Raw genomic sequence first — 18,264 nt, 5'->3', positions numbered from 1 at the left:
CTTTCTTTTGTCGCTGTATACATTCAAAAAATGCTATAATCTTATTTGGACAGAGAAAATTACAAGACAAGGTAATAGACTCTAAATTAATGGTACTGTTCGCTCCTCTCCTTTTGCATACGCATAATAGATTTTAATACCTATAGCGGTCTTAACCAACTGCTTCCACTGCCTTTTTCACTTTTTCATAGAAGGCTGATACTTTCGTTTTAGGATCGCCCTTTCCCAGCGTCTCAATGGGTAGGTAACCCCGATAATCTGATTGTCCTACGATCTGCATGATTTTAGTAAGATCAGTGGCGACCTCCTGCCCATCAACAAACAGATTCTCTTTAATCTGCCAGGTTGCAGCATACGGAGCTACTTGAGCGATTTGGGCGTAAGGGTCCCCTATCTTGAAACTGCCAATATCTAAATTAACCGCTAACCAATCAGAGTTGACCTGCCGTATAACCCCCAAGACATCATCTGCGGTTCGAATAAAATCGGCATGGTTTTGCAACACCAGCATTACTCCTTGTTGAGCTGCATAGGTTGTACATTCCCCTATAGCATCAACAACCCACTTTTGCACTTCTTCCCGGTTATAGCTAGATGAAAGTTTTTTCCCCGTTCCAGCGAATATGCGTAACACGGGTGCTCCTACCTTACTGGCAAATCCGAGCCATTTTCTGACCAATTCGACTTCTGCTTTCCGGCGATTGGAATCGGGTAAGGTAAAGTCATTGCGTACGCCTGTTCCACTGATGTCAAGACCCAAGCGAAACGCTCTTCGCTTGATTTGGTAAACATAAGCGTCGTCAGGCAGAGTTGGATAATTAGGAAAGTAATAGCCTGTTGGATCAACTGCCGCAAAACCCAGATTAGCGCAGAACACCAAGACCTCCTCTAAGGTCATTTGCCCCTTCGTTAAAGGTTCATTGAACGAATAAAGATTACAGCTTAATCGAACGGGAAGTGGTTTGGCTAAAGCAGGAGCCATCGATTGAGATTCTGTGGCAACCACCAATGGTGCAGTTAACAGGGCAGTCTCTAAAAAAGACCTTCGACTTAGCAGTAGCTCTTCCATACTCAATTTACTTGATTTGACGGATTCACGCTTACCCCAATGACCAACAGATATCATTAGGACCAGTAAGACCAAAAGCACCAAGCCACTTTCAGTTACTGACCTCAAGAGGAATGACATCAAAACCGGAGTGGCTAATTATTTTAAAACGATTCGAACGGTACGGTTACTGATTTGTAACTCTGGTCTGAGGTATCTAATTCGTTTAAGGTCGGTTACCTTAAGATTCAACAACTCTTGAATGTAGTTGAGAATACAACTTTTGACCAGCCCTTTCGCCTGTTCTTCCAACTCCTTGGGTAAAAGTTCGTTTCGAAAGCCAGACATAAAAAGGCTTACCTTAAACCCGTTTTCATCATTTTGACCCGTCAAGAAAACAGGTTCAAAGCAGCTTTGAATCGATTGATCTTCGTTGAAATGAGTATTGTAACCCACTCCGCCACACCATAAGCTAAACAGAATGTTATTTTCCTTCTCAATGGCTTTGATTTCCTTCTTTGAAAAGAAAAATCGAAAGCCAGAAGGCAACTTCTCAAAACGACGATTTCCCATAGCCGCTCTTTATAAATTCTACAATCACGTAAAATTAACTACTGTCAATTGCATATTTCAGAAAATTATAACCACGAATAATAACTAAATCTTTTCGCTGTTTAAACAATAAACTTAATACACTTGATTTAAGGCCATTTTTAGCTTCGTCACGGCATTATAAATCCCAACTAAACGTCTGAATCAATTTTAGAAATATAATCGATTAGAGAGCGATTATTGGCCGCTCTTTGGCAACTTCTCTTTTCCCTCCACCCCATTCCTCTCTTTTAAGGTTGGGAATCACACCAACAGCCTGTTCTAGCTCCTCTTTCATTACACTTTCCACATAATCAATATAAGCTGGTGTTGTAGCCACTGAATCATGAATCAAAAAAAGGGTACATTTGAAGATTCAGCCGTAATGCGCTGGGCAATGCGGTTCAAGAAGATCTCTGATTCAATCGTTTGTAACAGCAGGGCTAAAGAACTATGCTTATCCGACTTCAGTAACTCAAATAACCCGTAGATCCAGGGAAACACCGTAACGAATGCTTCTTTACGAGAGACTAAAGCAGGATGTTTTTCTCCGTTCTTGGAAAATAAGACGGTAAAGATCACCTCCTTCATTTGTTGGCGGGTCTTCAGCGATCGCCCCGTCTCTCGTTGAATTTGTTCCCCCAATAGCTCATAAAACTTTCCATCAATTAAAAATGATAAGTATGTTTTTACTTCGTCATCCTTTTTGGTTACTATCGATTCTCGGGCTACTGCAACGTCTTTTGAAATTAATTTATCTTCACTTTTTTCGACCATAAGGGGGCACACAGGGGAAGGAGGAAGGGAGGTACATGGATTACTAGTTATTACAGTATCAAAATTAATAATATAATTTACTATACGCGCTAATAAATCTTTACTAAACAACGCTTGTGTCTCTGCAGGCAGTGAAATTAAAGCTACCTTTGTTGTAGCCTCAGAAGGCTGATAAAATTCTCTGTTAAATAGCAATGTAGCTAGATAAGACTGCGAGCAACTCAGGTCTAATGCCACCAATGGTTCACCCTTATATGTCAAAAATTGACGCAATTCTTTTTTCAAATTCGTCAATGGAGAATGAAACCGATGCCCTTTCGAATCCACCTTAAATCGCCCGGTATGTTCGGATAAGTGATTGATCATCGTTTGGTAGGCACCGTATCGACAGGCGGCATTCTGTCTTATTTTCGGTTGTGGTGAGTGGGACTCTTCTTCATACAACCCATCGATATACTGCTGAGCTTGGTCATTATCAATTTTCAACCCATCGAAAGGACGGATCAGATTCCCATACTGCTGCGAAACCTGTTCATCTTCCTGCTGTTCAAGCTCCGTATGGCTCACCAGTTTTGGTCTGGTGATGACATCTTTAATCAGTTTGCCCTGATAGGGCTGAGTAAAGCGATACCCTCTTGACTTAAAACCCGGCACATAGGCGTTGTCACATTCCAATACACTTACCTCTTGCAGATAGCGAAGGTAATGGTGGTAGTTACTGACTTTTTCTTTCAGCAGTTTGGCATTTAGTGAAACGTACAAGGCCTCCTCTTGCTGAGAGGTAAACAGGCGGTGATCATAGGCGGGTAATTCCGAAATCAACCCTAGGATGTATTTGAGATTTTCGACTTGTAGCCTTACCTGAGGCGGATGTTCCTCTAAAAGCGACTCCAGGTCGAGATTATAAGGCAACAATACTATTTTTTTAGCTTTCATTGTTTTATTATATTTTATTAAAAAAAAACCACACCCTGTTGAGAGGTGTGGTTGATCAAATTAATTTTTACTGCGTTTACTTACCCTACTTACCTGTCTCGATTGGCGAGATCCATCATGATTTGCATGTGATATTCATTGGTATTCACCGTAGCGCGATGCTTATCACTGGCAATCTCTATTGGTTTACGTTCTCTAAGGGCATATACATACAGGCCACCTTTTTTCATTCGTAGAAATCCGTGTTTTTGCATAATCATCCCTAAATTTCTGCTAGCATTCGTGCTTGGATTGATATGACTACCACGCTCACGCATCTTCTCCAGGACCTGCGTCGCGTTCAGGTACATATCTGCCTCTTCTTTACCGCACGGTTTAAAATAAGTCAGCAGCAATTCTTCCTCCACGGATTTAGCGCGGTACTCTTCGTTGTTACGTTCAATTTCGGCTGTTTCTGCCTGATTGAACCAATACTGATATCCTCCTCTAAACAGTGCCAGCGCCTGCGCATATACCTGGTTCATATCGACATCATGCTGATGATGAATGTTGACCGCTTCAAAACATAAAAAGCGTCTACCTCCAGTGGTGTCTGTCAGAAACTGGGCAGCGTTTACCGAACCAACGAAGGAGGCTCGGCGAGGCAAGTTCTCATTGTTGTGGCCGTAAGGACGACGAATACGAATGTTACTCTTTGTAATCATCTCTTTTAGCGACCCCACCTCGGACTTGTTTAGATTCTCTAGCTCATCGAGATTGATCAGCCAACACTCAGCCATATTGATCATTGTATCCTTATTGTTAGGATTAACAGTGCCAGAGTAGAGATAATCCTTACAGTTTCCAGGGACTAACTTTTCCATCCAAGTTGTCTTTCCGATTCCTTGTTTTCCGGAGAAAACAATCACCGTATGATTGATTACCCTTGCTTCAAGCAAACTGCCTACTGATGCCACAAGCCACTTCCTCAGACACACTGGCCACAGCTCTGGCTTCGTAGTCTGAACCGTCTCAGCCAAATGCTGAATGTGGTCCTGGCCGTCCCAAGCTTCCAGTCTGGAAAAGTAGTCCTGAAATGGATCGTAACTCGGGCTGAAGTCGGACAACAGGATGGTGCGTAAAGTTGCGCTATCACATTTTAATCCAGCTTGACGAACTCGTCGTAATATAGAGTTCTCGATCCAGTCTGTTGTTGGCACAAAATGGTCAGCTTCCGAATCCAAAATTTCAACTTGGCCTTTGACAGTATTGTACCTAAAGCTATAGTTTTGGCTCAGAAAGCGTTCCACTTGTTCAAACCGGCTCCCTACTTGGCCTGACTCCTTATCCGGGGCCTTCGTCGGTAAATCCTCCTGCATATAATTGATTATACTTGCCAGCGCTTGACTGGCCTCTCTACTTCTTTCACTCATACATTTAATATAAAAAATATAAAATTTCTAAGACAACAACTGCTATCTCAGCCAGGATATTACATTTTATCCTGAAAAGCTACAGCATTCCATGTGATTGGCTAGCTTTCCCAGCTTGAAGCGCAATCCAACATATCAAAGAACGTTTGCTGACAAGGTGACGCCGCTGTAGAACCCATTTTCCTGCTAGCTAACTATATAACATAAAAATATACGTTATTGTTCATTTTTATACAAAATAATATACCTTACTGTTGTTTTTATGATTTTAATTTTGTATCTTTGTGGAAATCAAATTGTTATGAGTAAGAAGATTGAAAACTATATAGGGTACGATCAGGGTCAATTAGGAGATCTATCTGGAGTAGTATGGGAACCGCGCTATACGCTTAAAGACATTGATAATCTTTCCTATCGCACTCTCAATTACTGGGACGAGAAGAAGTTCTTGCTACCTGTGGAGCGGGAAACAACCGATAAATGGCGACGCTTTAGCTTTGTAGAATACATTTGGATTAAGATACTTCAGGAGCTTATGGACATGGGAGTGGCCTTGCCGGAGATGGTCAAAAGTTTGTTGCGGTACTTTGGCACCTTCGGCTATATGGATGCATTCGAACCGTTACTAAAGAAGGAGTTTACCAGTGATTATTGGTTTGAGGGTGATAATAAAAGAAACGCTGCTGAGCGTTTCTCCCGTTTCCTGGCCGTAATCGTTGTAGAGAAAAATCCCGCTGCTATTCGGCTCTATTCTGATGGATATTGTCAGACCATATGGGGCAATCCTAAAGCGGAAGTGATAGAACTATTTTTTAAAGATACTACCAGAGATAAAGAATTTGAGTCGTTCGTGCAAGTTTCAATTGGGCATATAATTAGTCAATTATTGATCAAAGCCACCGAACAACCCGCCAAAGGGCGGCTGGACAATATCCTGATAAAGGATATTTTAAATGAAAACGAGGCAGAACTCTTAAGACACCTCCGCCGTAAGGATGTGAGTGAACTAACCATCCGGCTCACCGATGGTGAAATAAAAATGATTGAACTAACGGAGAAAGGACAAATAGACGACTTAGGCACTCGCCTATCGGACTGGTTTGTTAAGGAAGGTTATCAGGAAATCACCTACAAAACCAATGGCGGCAAACGAGTGAGTTTTGAACGAACCACGAAGATGAAACTATAACAGGTACCGGAGATCCCGGCCCTATTGATTGATCGACTGGCTAACCGGAAAGACCGGATGCTGGTGCGTCGTACTAAATAACGTGTTACGAATAAATGTATGTGACATAATAGTAAATAGGAAAGAACAAAAGTATAGCCAGGAACAAGTTAGACAACTCGTTGAAGTCCTATACAAATTAGCAGAAATAGAATACCAGGAATTTAAAAAATCAGTAAGAAAAGATGAAAGCGGTGTTGTATACCAGAGTCTCAACCGACGAGCAGAAGGAGAACGGGTTTAGCTTGCAGGATCAGGAAGTGCGCCTGCGTAGATATTGCCAGCAAAATAATATTGAGGTGATATCTCATTATCAGGATGATCATTCAGCTAAGAATTTTAATCGTCCCCAGTTTCAACGTTTTGTAGACGATGTAGTAGCAAAAAAAATAAACCCGGACATGTTCTTGTGCGTTCGAGCAGACCGCTTTTCTCGTGATGTATACGGAAGCTTAGCAATGCTTCAGCGATTTAAAGCCTGGAACATCCAATTTCGTACGTTGGAAAATCACATTGAACTGGATACCCCAGAAGCCTTACTACCTTTTGTTATAAATTTTACACTAGGCCAGGTTGATAACGAAAGACGAGGATTAAACACCAAACGAGGAATGCGTCAGGCTGTCCGTGAAGGACGCTGGCCTTGGAGGGCTCCCATTGGTTATAGGAATAATCCGTTGACAAAGGAGATTGATGTGGATGAAAAAATAGGTCCTCTCGTCAAAGAGGCCTTTGAAACCTTTGCAAAAGGCATCTACACAGCAGAGGAAGTAAGGTTAGCAGCTCGCAAAAAAGGGCTGATATGCAGTAAAAGCAATTTTCTTGATACGCTAAGAAATACTTTTTATGCAGGCCGAATTGTCTTAGCCGCCTGGAAAGACGAAAAAGAGGAATTTTTCATCGGAAAACACTTTCCATTGGTCTCGGAACAAACTTTTAAACAAGTACAGGATATATTAAAAGGCAAACGAAAAGCTATTTCGATCAGCAACACTCGGTGTGACGAATTACTCCTGCGTGGATTTCTCCAATGTAAAGAATGCGGTCATAAGCTCACTGGTAGTGGGTCTCGTAGCCGAAACGGAAGCATCCACTATTACTACCATTGCCAACATGGTTGCAAAGAACGGTTCAGAGCTGATGAAGCAAATCGTGACTTTGCTCTGTTTCTTGACCGAATGGCACTACCAGAGGAAGTAATGAATCTTTATTATGCAATCTTGAAAGATGTATTTGGAACGGATAACGCAAAACGAGAGAGTGAGACCAAGCGCCTAACCGGACAGATCGAACTGGCAAATAGACGGCTCTCCTCTTTGGAGGACAAATACGTTGATGACGATATTGATCGGGTTACTTACCAGAGAAAGAAAGGGCAGTACGAAGAAGAAAAAGCGGGAATCAAGGCTCAGCTTACTTTTTTAGAGAATCAGGATGATAGTTTCAATCGGTATCTGAAATACGGTTGTACGCTATTAGGCAGTCCCGGCAAGTATTACAATGAGTCTCCGTTAGAAGTAAAGCAAAAGATCATCGGTTCGATATTTCCGGGAAAGTTGATTTATGAGGATAAAAATTATCGAACCACAGAGTTGAATTATTTTGTAGAACTAATTACCTCTAAATCAGACATCAACGAGGACAATAAACAAGAAAAGGTCACCCAATCGGGTGACCTGTCCTGTTTGGTACCGGGAGCCGGACTCGAACCGGCATGCCCTTGCAGACATTGGTGTTTGAGACCAACGCGTCTACCGATTCCGCCATCCCGGCATTACTACGGCGCGTCGCTCAGCGAACGTGGGTGCAAAAGTAAGAATCTGGCACGGTTTTGCAAATCCTACGGGCTAAAAAACCGTTTATTTTCGCAAAAATAGCATCATTGCGGTGAGCTACTCGTACCGCAAAGCATCAATCGGATCCAGCCGGGAGGCTTTGTAAGCCGGGTAAATTCCTGAGAATAAACCAACTGCCACGCAGACCAGAATACCTACCGCCATCCAGAACCAGGGTACAACAAAGTTACCATTGCCCTGGCTCACCACCGTCGAAATCAGGTTGCCAATCCCGATGCCGAGAACAATTCCTCCCAAACCGCCCATGATGCAAATCACGATGGCTTCGATCAGAAACTGCTCCCGAATCCGCTGGGGCGTAGCCCCCAGCGACTTCCGGATGCCGATCTCCCGGGTTCGTTCGGTCACCGACACCATCATGATGTTCATGAGCGCAATCGAAGCCCCCAGCAGCGTAATAAACCCGATGCCAAAGCCGCCAATGCGCAGGTAACCCGTTATGTTTTCAAAATCCTTTGCGAGTTCATCCGCCCGCCTGATTTCAAACGTATCCGGCCGCCCCAGCGCATCCCGTCGGATCTGACGCATCAGCCCCCGGGCTTCTTCCACCGCCGTTTCGGCGTCTTTCATGTTCGGTACCGAACCCGTGATATTGAAAGTCAGCGTCCGGTTTGCGGCCATGGCCCGGGCATTTTCCAGCGGCACCAGCACCAGCCGGTCATCGTCTCCGCCCGAAAAACCGCCCTTCTTCTCCAGCACTCCAATCACCTTGTACTTGCCCCCCAATACATTGATCTCTTTATTCAGCGGATTCTGATTCCGGTCAAATAAGGTCGAAGCGACTTCACTACCGATAACGGTAACATTTAGTGAATTTTCCAGATCGGTTAGGGAAAAGTTACGCCCCGATTGAAGCTTCATGGCTTTGATGGCCAGGTAACTATCATCAACTCCAATCAACTGAATGTTGGGATTGGTTTTTTTCGATGCGTATTTTACCTGAGCCGAACCCGTTACGGAGGCATAAACCGACACGTTTTCACCCTGCTGAAACCGTCGTTTAAAAGTCATGGCCTGGTGGTAGTCGATGGGCGGTACCCGCTTTTCGGCCCGCCCACCAAACCGGCGGTAATCCTGCGGGCCTTCGATATCAAACGTATTGGCGCCCAAACCGGCGAAGCTGTTGTCCACCGAACTCTGAAGCCCGTCGATGGCCGTCAAAATGCCAACCAGCGAGGTAATACCGATGGCGATGATCAGCGAGGTCAAGATGGTGCGCAGGCGATTGGAAATGATCGACCGCAACCCTTCGCGAATGTTTTCGAGCAAATTCATAAATTACACGGCTTTGGAAAGCAGGAACACGGAGAAAACGGCCTGAAATTCACCTTCTTTTTCAGCTCCCATTCCCTTTTCCCTGAAAACCATTTAGCATAAAAATTGCTTATCTTCGTTAAATTCGTGTAGATACAAAACTACAGAAAACAGCTCTAAATACGTTACCGATGAAAAGGCTGCTCCTACCGCTCATCCTGATTTTGGCATTGACGACCCCGACGTTGGCGTCGAAAATCCTGATCCCGATGGATGAGAACCAGAAAAATCACCTGAAAGCGTACGGCATTGCCTACTGGGTTTTACGGCAGTACGACACCGAAATCGATTGGCTCCTGAACTACCGCGGAGGCAGTTTTATGATGCCCCACAACCAGCGGTTTGTTAACGAAATGGTGATTCGGGGCGTCAGCTACGAGGTTATTTCGGACGCCCAGGGGGGCCAGATTCTGGCGGAGGTTTCCTCACCGGACGCCAACATGGACGCCGTCAAACTACAGAAAGCCCCGAAAGTTGCCGTGTATTCCCCCAAAACCAAACAGCCCTGGGATGATGCCGTTACCCTCGTGATGACCTACGCCGAAATTCCCTACGAAACGGTTTTTGATGAGGAGGTCATGGACGGAAAACTGGCTCAGTACGACTGGCTCCACCTCCACCACGAGGATTTTACGGGACAATATGGCAAGTTTTTTCAGTTTCGCGACCAGCCCTGGTACCAGGCCCAAAAACGGGAAGCCGAGCTGATTGCCAAAAAATACGGTCTTAACAAAGTCTCCGAACTGAAGCGCAACGTGGTTAATAAAATCCGGGATTACTGCCTCGGGGGCGGTTACATGTTCGCCATGTGCAACGCCACGGACACCTACGACATCGCCCTGGCGACCCAGAACACCGACATTGCGGAATCCATCTACGATGGCGACGCGGCTGATCCGGCGGCCAACAGCAAACTGGATTACAGCCAGACGCTGGCCTTCCGTAACTTTCAGGTTTACATCAACCCCTACCAGATTGAATTCTCTAACATCGACAACCAGCCCGAAGAACGCGGCCTGATCGAACAGAACGACTATTTTACCCTCTTTCAGTTTTCGGCCAAGTGGGACCCCATTCCAACCATGCTGACCCAGAACCACATGAACATCATCAAGGGATTCATGGGGCAAACGACGGCCTTCAAGAAGGGCCTCATCAAACCGGAAGTGGTGGTGCTGGCCGAAAACCGGGCCGCCAACGAAGCGCGGTACATTCACGCGCCGTACGGGAAAGGGTTCTTTACGTTCTACGGGGGGCATGATCCGGAAGACTACCGGCACGAAATCAACGAGGAGCCAACGGACCTGAACCTGCACCCCAACTCGGCGGGTTACCGGTTGATCCTGAACAATATTCTGTTCCCGGCCGCCAAAAAGAAAAAGCAGAAAACCTAAGATTCAGCGCCTGATAACCGTCTGATTTTTATTTCATAAACCACCCGAAGCGGGTATTGAGTGAACGGTTTGGAACCGTCGTTCAATACCCGCTTTTTTGTGTCTGATTTCGAACTCGGCGCAACGCAGCAACCGGCCGGAAAAGCCGTGTTTCCGGAGCGGTTTCATCCCCCAAAGTTTCCAGTTCAGGCCCCAAACTTCCGTGTTCACGAATCATGCGCTTGAAAGAGCCGCCCGGAGCTATGACCTTTGGCAAACGAAGCCGAACACTTCGCATCATAAACAACAACTACCACCGCTCTGCGGATACCCATGAACACCCACGCAACCTCTCAGGCAACCCTCAACCTTTCCCACGTTGCCATCCGCGAAGCCGACCTTGATCTGGCGGCCACCTGCGGCATCAAGTACTGGTTTCTGCCTTCCCCGCAAGCGTCCAAAGTTGATACCGGTGTGGTCTGGCTGGCGGCCGGAGCCTGCGGAACGGCTTTGCATACGCACTCCGAAGAGGAAGAATATTTTTCGGTTGAATACGGTGAGCTGGAAATCTTTGTCCACGACCGCTGGATTCGCCTGACACCCGGGCAGTCGCTCACCGTGCCGCCGGGGACGCGGCACACGCTGCGCAATCAGTCCAACCGGCCGTGTCTGTATTTCTACTCTATTTCCCCGCAGTACGGTTCGCTGATTTGATGGCCATTTCGCCTTGGCGCAGTGGGGTGACTCCCCTCTTTATGCACCTTTTTGCGCCCCACCGGTTCGTGGTGTATCTGAATCCTTCCTCCTTCCAACAACAAATCAATCATGAACACTAAAAAAATACTTTTTGCCACCATCCCCGCCGACGGGCATTTCAACCCGCTTACGGGCATCGCCAAACACTTGCAGAGCCTGGGGCACGATGTTCGCTGGTACACCGGTGGACATTACGTTACCAAAGCCGAAAAACTGGGCATTCCGGTCTACCCGTTCCGGACCGCCAGGCTGGTCAATCAGGAAAACATCGAGGAGCTGTTTCCGGAACGCAACCAGATCAAGAGCGCCATCGCCCGGCTTCGCTTCGATCTGAACAACGTTTTCCTGCACCGGGCTCCGGAGTTTGTGGTCGACATTACCGAAATCCACCGGGAATTTCCGTTCGATCTGCTGGTTTGCGACGCCCTGTTTTCGGCCGCTCCGCTGCTCAAAAAATTGCTGAACGTGCCGGTAGCTACCATCGGGATTGTCCCTCTGTCGGAGACGTCGAAAGACTTGCCACCGTCCGGCATGGGCCTGACGCCCGCCCGTGGTTTCTTTGGTAAACGCAAACAAGATTTCCTGCGCTACCTGACAACCAACGTCTTGCTGAAACCGTGCACCGGCCTGTATAACAGCCTCCTGCAACAACACGGCTTGCCCCCGACCCAGGATTTTCTCTTTGATGCGTTCATCCGCAGTGCAGACGTGTATCTCCAGAGTGGGGTGCCCGGCTTTGAGTACGCCCGGCGCGACATGAGCAAAAATGTCCGGTTTGTCGGTCCGCTCCTCCCCTACAGCAAAGGAATTCGCTATCCGTTTAACCACTACGAGAAACTGAAACACTACCGCAACGTCCTGCTGGTTACGCAGGGAACGGTCGAACGGGATCCGGAAAAAATCATCGTTCCGACGCTCGAAGCCTTCAAAGATTCCGATTTCCTGGTGATTGCCACCACGGGCGGCTCCCAAACCGACGCGTTGCGGGCCCGCTATCCGCACGACAATCTAATTATTGAAGACTTTGTGGATTTCAACGAAATCATGCCGTACTGCGATGTGTACGTTACCAACGGCGGCTACGGTGGCGTTATGCTGAGCATCCAGAATCGGTTGCCGATGGTGGCGGCCGGGATTCACGAAGGCAAAAGCGAGATTACGGCCCGCATCGGCTACTTCAAGCTGGGCGTCAACCTGAAGACCGAAACGCCAACGCCCGATCAGATTCGCACGCAGGTCCACACCGTTCTGAAGGACCCGGTCTATCGCCGGAGTCTGTCGAAACTGCGGGATGAATTTGCGGGGTATAACCCCAACAGCCTGTGCGAAAAATACATCGGCGAAGTGCTGGGCGAGTCGCTGCGGCCGGTTACCAATCCTTCCGTTTTTTAACTTGAATACAACCTTAATGATGAAAAAAGTAACGTTAAAATTCTTTCAACCCGTATTGATTCTGCTGTTAGTCAGCCTGAGCAGTTGCTCCAAAGACAAAGATGCGGAACTCGGGCCGGGCGGCCACGTGCCCACCGACATGGCGGGGCAGTGGCTCCACGGTACCTTTGCAATGGCCAACTACTGGGGCTACGACGGCAGTTACCAGGGTAATCCGTCGGAGCTGTCCGTTGCGTTCAACTTTAAACCCAGCGGACATTTTGAGATGTTTCTCATCATCATGGATAACGATTACGGCTGCCGCACCGAAGCCTTTACCTACCTGAAAGGCAAAGTGGATTTCAACGAAGCCGCAAAGACGTTTACAATTACGCCCGCCGACGGCAATTACCGCGGTTTTTATTCCTGCGCATCGGGTCGAAATTTCAACCGGAAAGCCACGGAAAAAGAGCTTCAGGGGCAGAAGAAAACGTATTCCTACGGGTTTACCGAAGACGGCAAGTGGCTGATGATCAACGGTAATTCGTTTAAAGCCACAAGCTGGTAAGCCGCCCACACAAGGAATAATTTCTGGAATGAGCCAACGGTCGGGACGTGTCGTTAAATGCCGGTTTTTCTGCATAAAATGACACCTCCCGACTTTTTATTGTGCCCTACCTTTGCTTTCGAGATCGGACGAAAACCGGCTCACGACCAAACAACAAAAACGAACTGAACAAATGAAAAAGTTAACCTTACTCACCCTGCTGGCGTGGCTGATTGCCGTCGCCATGATGCCTTCCGCCAAAGCGCAAACCATCGAAAAAGGCACCAAATTTCTGAATGCCGGTATTGGATTAGGAACCTACACGTACCGGGGAATACCCATCGGCGCATCGTTTGAATACACCGTAAAAGACAACATTTCCGTCGGTGGCTCTTTCGACTTCGCCCGTTACGGTCACAATAGCGGAGGTTACAAATGGAATCACACCTTCCTGTATTTCTCGGCCCGCGGCACTTACCATTTCGGTGAAATCTTAAACATCAGCGATAGTAAATTTAACCCCTACGCCGGTCTCTCACTTGGTTTCCGCACGTCGTCTTACCGCGATAATGCCGGCAATTCCGGCGACTACTACAGCCCTTACGGCAATTCCGTTTTCCTGGGTCTGCACGTGGGCTCGCGGTATATGCTTTCGGAAAAAATCGGGGCTTACGGTGAAATAGGCTACGGAGTATCCGTCCTGCGCCTGGGCGTCAGTGTTAAATTCTAATTGTACCAAGCTCACCATGAAAAAGAATTTTCTTGCCATAGCCCTTTTGACCATTGCCGGTGGGTGGTGGATGGCCGCCCGCCCCGGCGACATCGTAACGGACCTGGGGCTGACCACCGAACAGGTGCGGGAAGCCGCCTTCGCCAACATTACGTCCGATCATCTTTCGCTTCCGTACACCAGCAAAGTTCGGCAACTGGCCAAAAAAATACCGGACGGCTCGCGGGCTGCCGCCGTAAACGCCCTCGGAGGGGTAATCCGGTCGTATGCGAGTTCAAGCGACTTCCGGACCCGTTACCTGAACTGGCTCAAGGATAAATACCGCATCAGCGACGAGCAAACCCGGGAAGCCACCCAGGCTCAGAGCACGTCGCTAAACGACGCCCAGGCGGCTTATAACCAGCAAGTTGCGATGATCCAGTCGACCTACAGCCAGATGCCCCCGGCAACGCTGTCCATGATGATTCAAAGCCAGATTGAGATGACGCAGCAAGACGCAGCCGACGCGGAAGGAGCTGAAAAAACGGCGAGAACGAAGGAACTGGCTGAATTGAAACGGCTGCAGGCCCTCTCGAAAACCAACCCGACGGAGTTTAAGAAGCAATACGTGGCTCACTTCAGCAAAATGCTCAACCAACAGGCCGCTGCCGATCAGGGCAAGATGGAAGAGGACCTGGCCCGATCCAAACAGCAGGCCGCTGACTACCAGAAACGGCTGGCCGACTACAAAGCCGCTTCCAACCTGAACGCCGTCCTGAAGCAGCACCTCACTGAGTTTATTGCGCTGACCGGCTCCGTTGATTTCAATGCCCAACTCACCCGCAACGGCTCCAAAATGGAGTTTGTTAATCCAGAATACCGCAACAAGTCTGCCAACTGGAAACTGTTGTACCGCATGGGTAAAGAGCCCGTTCTGGCCGCCCGTCTGTTTGCGCAAACCTGGGCTAAAGAGCTGGAAACCAAAAAATAACCAACTACCAATCTATGTACGCGTGCTAAACACCGCTGGCGGAACCAGCGGTGTTTCCGTTTCCGCCCAAGCCTGCAAGGTCCCACTCCCGAACTACCATAGCAGTGGGCTACGATCATGGCTTGGGAGGACGTCGAAAGGCAATAAAAAAGGCTACCGTTTCGGGCAGCCAGGGGACAGAGAATACAGGAAATAGCGTTGATAGAGATGGTAGCAGGACCGAACGGGCCCAGTCAACTAACACGTTGCCAACTGGTACGCTTTCGGGTTGTGGCCCGTCCATTTTTTAAAGGCCCGGCGGAACGAACTCGGTTCGTCGTAGCCCATCACAAAGGCAATCTCGTTGATGTTGTGCTGCGTCGTGCGGATCAGCCGCAGGGCAATGTCCCGACGAGCAGAATCCACAATTTCGCGAAAGGTTACGTCCTCCGCCTGCAACCGGCGCTGAAGTGACCGAACCGATAACCCTAATTCGTCGGACACGTCCTCGATCTGGGCCGATTGCTGGTTATCGAGCCGGCGCAGCACAATGGCGCGGGCCTGTACAGCGACGGGTTGTGCTTCTACATGTCCGGTGCCATATTCCATCGCCTGGCACACGTGCTCGTATACGTCACGGGGATTGATTCCCATTCGCAGGCAGATGGCTTCAACGTGTTCTTTGTTGCCGTTCAGGGCAACGTTCAGAATGGTTTTTAACGAGTGAAATGGTGTCGTCGATTTAGGATACATGGTGGTAGCAGAGGAAAGTAGAATACTAACGATGACGCTAAGTAATTCAACTTTCCCGGCGACCGAAACGGTAAAGGGTCCAAAGTGCAGGAAATATACGTTGAAATGATAATTTAGGACGTTCAACTGCAATCACAAACGGAACCAGTCAGCGATCATCTGAGCGGGTCGGGCGCGCTCCAGTTGCTGCTCCAGCTGGTCAGGAATTTTGGGAAAGAAGTCGATTCCCGTCCGGCGCTCCACCTCGTCGACCGACACCACAAATTGCTTCAGCGACCGTTCGGAACCCTCATTTTTGAGCAGAAACGCAATCATCCGAATGTCCGGGTTGTTGCAGTAGAGCAGCACTTTGTAATAATATTCCGGAACGGCAACCTGATTTTTTTTGCCAATCGTCGGCAGACCCGGACGCAGCACCGGGCCGGTAACAACATAAAGCCCTTTGTCGCGCAGCGCCCAAACCCGTACCTGCTCTTCGAGTTGCCGCCAGATGCCCCGGTTGAAGTCCGGCTCCTGGGGGCTGATGTTGCTCATGTAGAACGTCTGCCGCATCATTTGCTTCGAAAACTTGAAATCGCCCGCCGGCGCCAGGTGCCCCCGGTCGTAGCCCGATCGGGTGTAATCCGAAGCCAGCGCCGAGCCGGTTTTGACCATTGGGTCGGGCTGAAACTGCTCGTTTTTCCGGTCCGCGTCGCCCAGGATCTCATCTTCCAGCAAGGGGTAGGCCACCCAGTCCGCCTGCTCAAATTCTTCACGATACCGCAAGGTGTACCCATCATGCCGAATGATGTCATCGGTTACCAGAAACGACGGCAGGGTAAAATCAACGGCTTTTTCAAAATCAAACAGTTTCTTCCGGCTGCTGGCCCTGGGCGCCTTCCGGGCCGCTTTGGTTTCGGAGCGGGATTTTTCCAGCATGGACCGGTCGTCCGAAGCCTCCGTATCGGTATTGTCCGATTCCACCACCGGGCTGGGTTCGGGTGCTTTGTACGGGTTTTGCGACGAGATATCCCGCCCGCGCCGGTCGGCCTTTAAGCCCACTAAGCTTTTGATGTCATTCCAGAAAGCCACCACCGGTTCCGTCCGACCGCCGTAGTGGAGAAACAACCCAATCAGAAAAAAAACAAACAGCAGAACCAGCGTATTGCTACGCATCCGAAATCCGCGCCGATAATAGCGCCGGGAACGAAAAGACGAACGAAAAAACATGGGGCTAAGTTACAAATACAATCAACAGATGATAAAACCTCTTTGTTGCCGACACCCGATTCCTGTATTAATTTCGTTGTTTTTTACGCATTAACACCCGGCTCCCTATGCCGTCACTGAAAATTATCGTCATCGGCGGAGGAGCCGCCGGTTTTTTTGGAGCCATCACGGCCGCCGAAACCTTTCCGGACGCCGACATTACGCTGCTCGAAAAAAACAAAACCGTCCTGAACAAAGTCCGGATTTCGGGCGGGGGGCGCTGCAACGTCACGCACGACTGCTTCGACAACCGGAAACTGATCAAGCATTATCCGCGGGGCGAGTCGTTTCTGCGCCCGCTCCTGAAACAGTTCGACGCGGCTTCGACCGTCCGCTGGTTTGAAAGCCGGGGCGTCCGTTTAAAAACCGAAGCCGATGGCCGAATGTTTCCGGTTACCGATTCGTCCGAAACCATCGTCACCTGTTTGTTGCAGGAAGCGCGTCGGCTGGGCGTTCACATCCGGACCTCCTGCGGGGTCAAATCGCTGACGCAGCGGGAGGGGCAGTGGCAACTCGATCTGCTGACGGACGAAACCCTGCTGGTCGACCGGGTGCTGGTGGCGGTTGGCGGGTATCCGCAGGCGGCTTCGTACGGCTGGATTCCGGAACTTGAAAACCCGCAGGAGCCCAATCCATCGCTTATTGCCCCGGTGCCTTCCCTGTTCACGTTCAACACGCCCGACAACCCGCTGCTGGCTCTGGCGGGGGTTGCGGTTCCCGACGCCCTCGTCCGGATTGTCGGAACGAAGCAGGAGCAGCGCGGCCCGGTTCTGATCACCCACTGGGGTTTCAGCGGTCCGGCGGTGCTGCGGCTGTCGGCCTGGGCAGCCCGTGAGTTGGCTCAACTGGACTACCGTCACGAAATTCGCATCAACTGGCTGGCGGCCCTGAATGAAAATCAGATTCGGGACCAGTTGCAGACGTTTCGCCAGCAACACCCGAAAAAGCAGGTGGCTTCGCAGGCCTTGTTCGGTTTGCCCGCCCGCCTGTGGACCGCTCTGGCTACCGAAGCCGGAATTGCCCCCACCGACCGCTGGGCGGAACTGGCGGGCAAAGCCCAAAACCGCCTGATTAACCTGCTGACCAACAGTACTTACGCGGTTTCCGGAAAAAGCACGTTCAAGGAGGAATTTGTTACCTGTGGTGGTTTGGCCACGGCGGCTGTCAAGCCCGAGACGCTGGAAAGTTTGACGCAGCCGGGCCTGTTTTTTGCGGGTGAAGTGCTGGATGTTGACGGCATCACGGGCGGATTTAACTTCCAGAATGCCTGGACGACGGGGTTCGTGGCGGGTCGAAACATTGGCCGTGTCGGCAATCCGTAGCCGTTCCAGTTTGCTTGCTGCGTTGTTTACCTTTTAAGATTAATAAAAACATC

15 protein-coding genes, 1 tRNA gene and 1 pseudogene are annotated in these 18,264 nt (G+C 49.0%); 9 read left to right on the top strand and 8 right to left on the bottom strand.

Annotation, left to right across the window (positions count from 1 at the left end):
* Positions 1-151: 151 nt before the first annotated feature.
* From OQ371_RS20170 to OQ371_RS20155, 4 genes are all read right to left on the bottom strand, one after another.
* Positions 152-1,069, bottom strand: coding sequence for a sugar phosphate isomerase/epimerase family protein (locus OQ371_RS20170; protein WP_265990131.1), 918 nt, complete (start codon positions 1,067-1,069; stop codon positions 152-154).
* A gap of 138 nt (positions 1,070-1,207) precedes the next feature.
* Entirely contained in the window at positions 1,208-1,621 is a 414-nt protein-coding gene (locus OQ371_RS20165; RefSeq protein WP_265990130.1) for a hypothetical protein, read from the bottom strand.
* A gap of 369 nt (positions 1,622-1,990) precedes the next feature.
* Positions 1,991-3,352 (bottom strand): hypothetical protein, encoded by a 1,362-nt coding sequence (locus OQ371_RS20160; RefSeq protein ID WP_265990129.1) that lies wholly within the window; start codon positions 3,350-3,352, stop codon positions 1,991-1,993.
* Positions 3,353-3,441: 89 nt separating this feature from the next.
* A complete protein-coding gene (locus OQ371_RS20155; protein WP_265990128.1) occupies positions 3,442-4,764 on the bottom strand; it encodes a virulence-associated E family protein in 1,323 nt (440 codons plus the stop codon).
* 262 nt (positions 4,765-5,026) lie between these two features.
* On the opposite strand from OQ371_RS20155, the gene OQ371_RS20150 reads away from it, so the two are divergent.
* Together OQ371_RS20150 and OQ371_RS26370 are read left to right on the top strand one after the other, a co-directional pair.
* Entirely contained in the window at positions 5,027-5,953 is a 927-nt protein-coding gene (locus tag OQ371_RS20150; RefSeq protein ID WP_265990127.1) for a MerR family transcriptional regulator, read from the top strand.
* A gap of 224 nt (positions 5,954-6,177) precedes the next feature.
* Positions 6,178-6,945 (top strand): annotated as a pseudogene (locus OQ371_RS26370) (recombinase family protein); the annotation flags it as partial.
* Positions 6,946-7,678: 733 nt separating this feature from the next.
* Here the strand turns inward: OQ371_RS26370 and OQ371_RS20145 are convergent.
* Positions 7,679-7,765, bottom strand: a tRNA-Leu gene (locus OQ371_RS20145).
* Between the two features lie 119 nt (positions 7,766-7,884).
* Positions 7,885-9,123, bottom strand: a complete 1,239-nt coding sequence (locus tag OQ371_RS20140) for an ABC transporter permease (RefSeq protein WP_265990126.1) — start codon at positions 9,121-9,123, stop codon at positions 7,885-7,887.
* 170 nt (positions 9,124-9,293) lie between these two features.
* Between OQ371_RS20140 and OQ371_RS20135 the strand changes: the two genes are divergently transcribed.
* From OQ371_RS20135 to OQ371_RS20110, 6 genes are all read left to right on the top strand, one after another.
* Positions 9,294-10,556, top strand: a complete 1,263-nt coding sequence (locus OQ371_RS20135) for an asparagine synthetase B (RefSeq protein ID WP_265990125.1) — start codon at positions 9,294-9,296, stop codon at positions 10,554-10,556.
* 312 nt (positions 10,557-10,868) lie between these two features.
* Positions 10,869-11,249 (top strand): cupin domain-containing protein, encoded by a 381-nt coding sequence (locus OQ371_RS20130; protein ID WP_265990124.1) that lies wholly within the window; start codon positions 10,869-10,871, stop codon positions 11,247-11,249.
* Positions 11,250-11,360: 111 nt separating this feature from the next.
* Positions 11,361-12,683, top strand: coding sequence for a glycosyltransferase (locus tag OQ371_RS20125; RefSeq protein WP_265990123.1), 1,323 nt, complete (start codon positions 11,361-11,363; stop codon positions 12,681-12,683).
* A gap of 1 nt (position 12,684) precedes the next feature.
* Positions 12,685-13,230, top strand: coding sequence for a hypothetical protein (locus OQ371_RS20120; protein ID WP_265990122.1), 546 nt, complete (start codon positions 12,685-12,687; stop codon positions 13,228-13,230).
* 172 nt (positions 13,231-13,402) lie between these two features.
* Positions 13,403-13,939: an outer membrane beta-barrel protein gene (locus OQ371_RS20115; protein ID WP_265990121.1), complete on the top strand. Its 537-nt coding sequence runs from the start codon at positions 13,403-13,405 to the stop codon at positions 13,937-13,939.
* Positions 13,940-13,955: 16 nt separating this feature from the next.
* The gene (locus OQ371_RS20110; RefSeq protein WP_265990120.1) at positions 13,956-14,909 is read left to right on the top strand and encodes a hypothetical protein; all 954 of its coding nucleotides are present in this window, start codon (positions 13,956-13,958) and stop codon (positions 14,907-14,909) included.
* Positions 14,910-15,146: 237 nt separating this feature from the next.
* Here the strand turns inward: OQ371_RS20110 and OQ371_RS20105 are convergent, their stop codons facing one another.
* A complete protein-coding gene (locus OQ371_RS20105) occupies positions 15,147-15,641 on the bottom strand; it encodes a helix-turn-helix transcriptional regulator (RefSeq protein WP_265990119.1) in 495 nt (164 codons plus the stop codon).
* A gap of 132 nt (positions 15,642-15,773) precedes the next feature.
* Positions 15,774-16,850, bottom strand: a complete 1,077-nt coding sequence (locus tag OQ371_RS20100) for a DNA/RNA non-specific endonuclease (RefSeq protein WP_265990118.1) — start codon at positions 16,848-16,850, stop codon at positions 15,774-15,776.
* Positions 16,851-16,957: 107 nt separating this feature from the next.
* Here OQ371_RS20100 and OQ371_RS20095 point away from each other — a divergent pair, with 107 nt between their 5' ends.
* Entirely contained in the window at positions 16,958-18,211 is a 1,254-nt protein-coding gene (locus OQ371_RS20095) for a BaiN/RdsA family NAD(P)/FAD-dependent oxidoreductase (RefSeq protein WP_265990117.1), read from the top strand.
* The last annotated feature ends 53 nt before the right edge of the window (positions 18,212-18,264 follow it).

The organism is Larkinella insperata (assembly GCF_026248825.1).
Classification (GTDB): domain Bacteria; phylum Bacteroidota; class Bacteroidia; order Cytophagales; family Spirosomataceae; genus Larkinella; species Larkinella insperata.
This window is presented reverse-complemented; position numbering and strand designations above follow the sequence as displayed.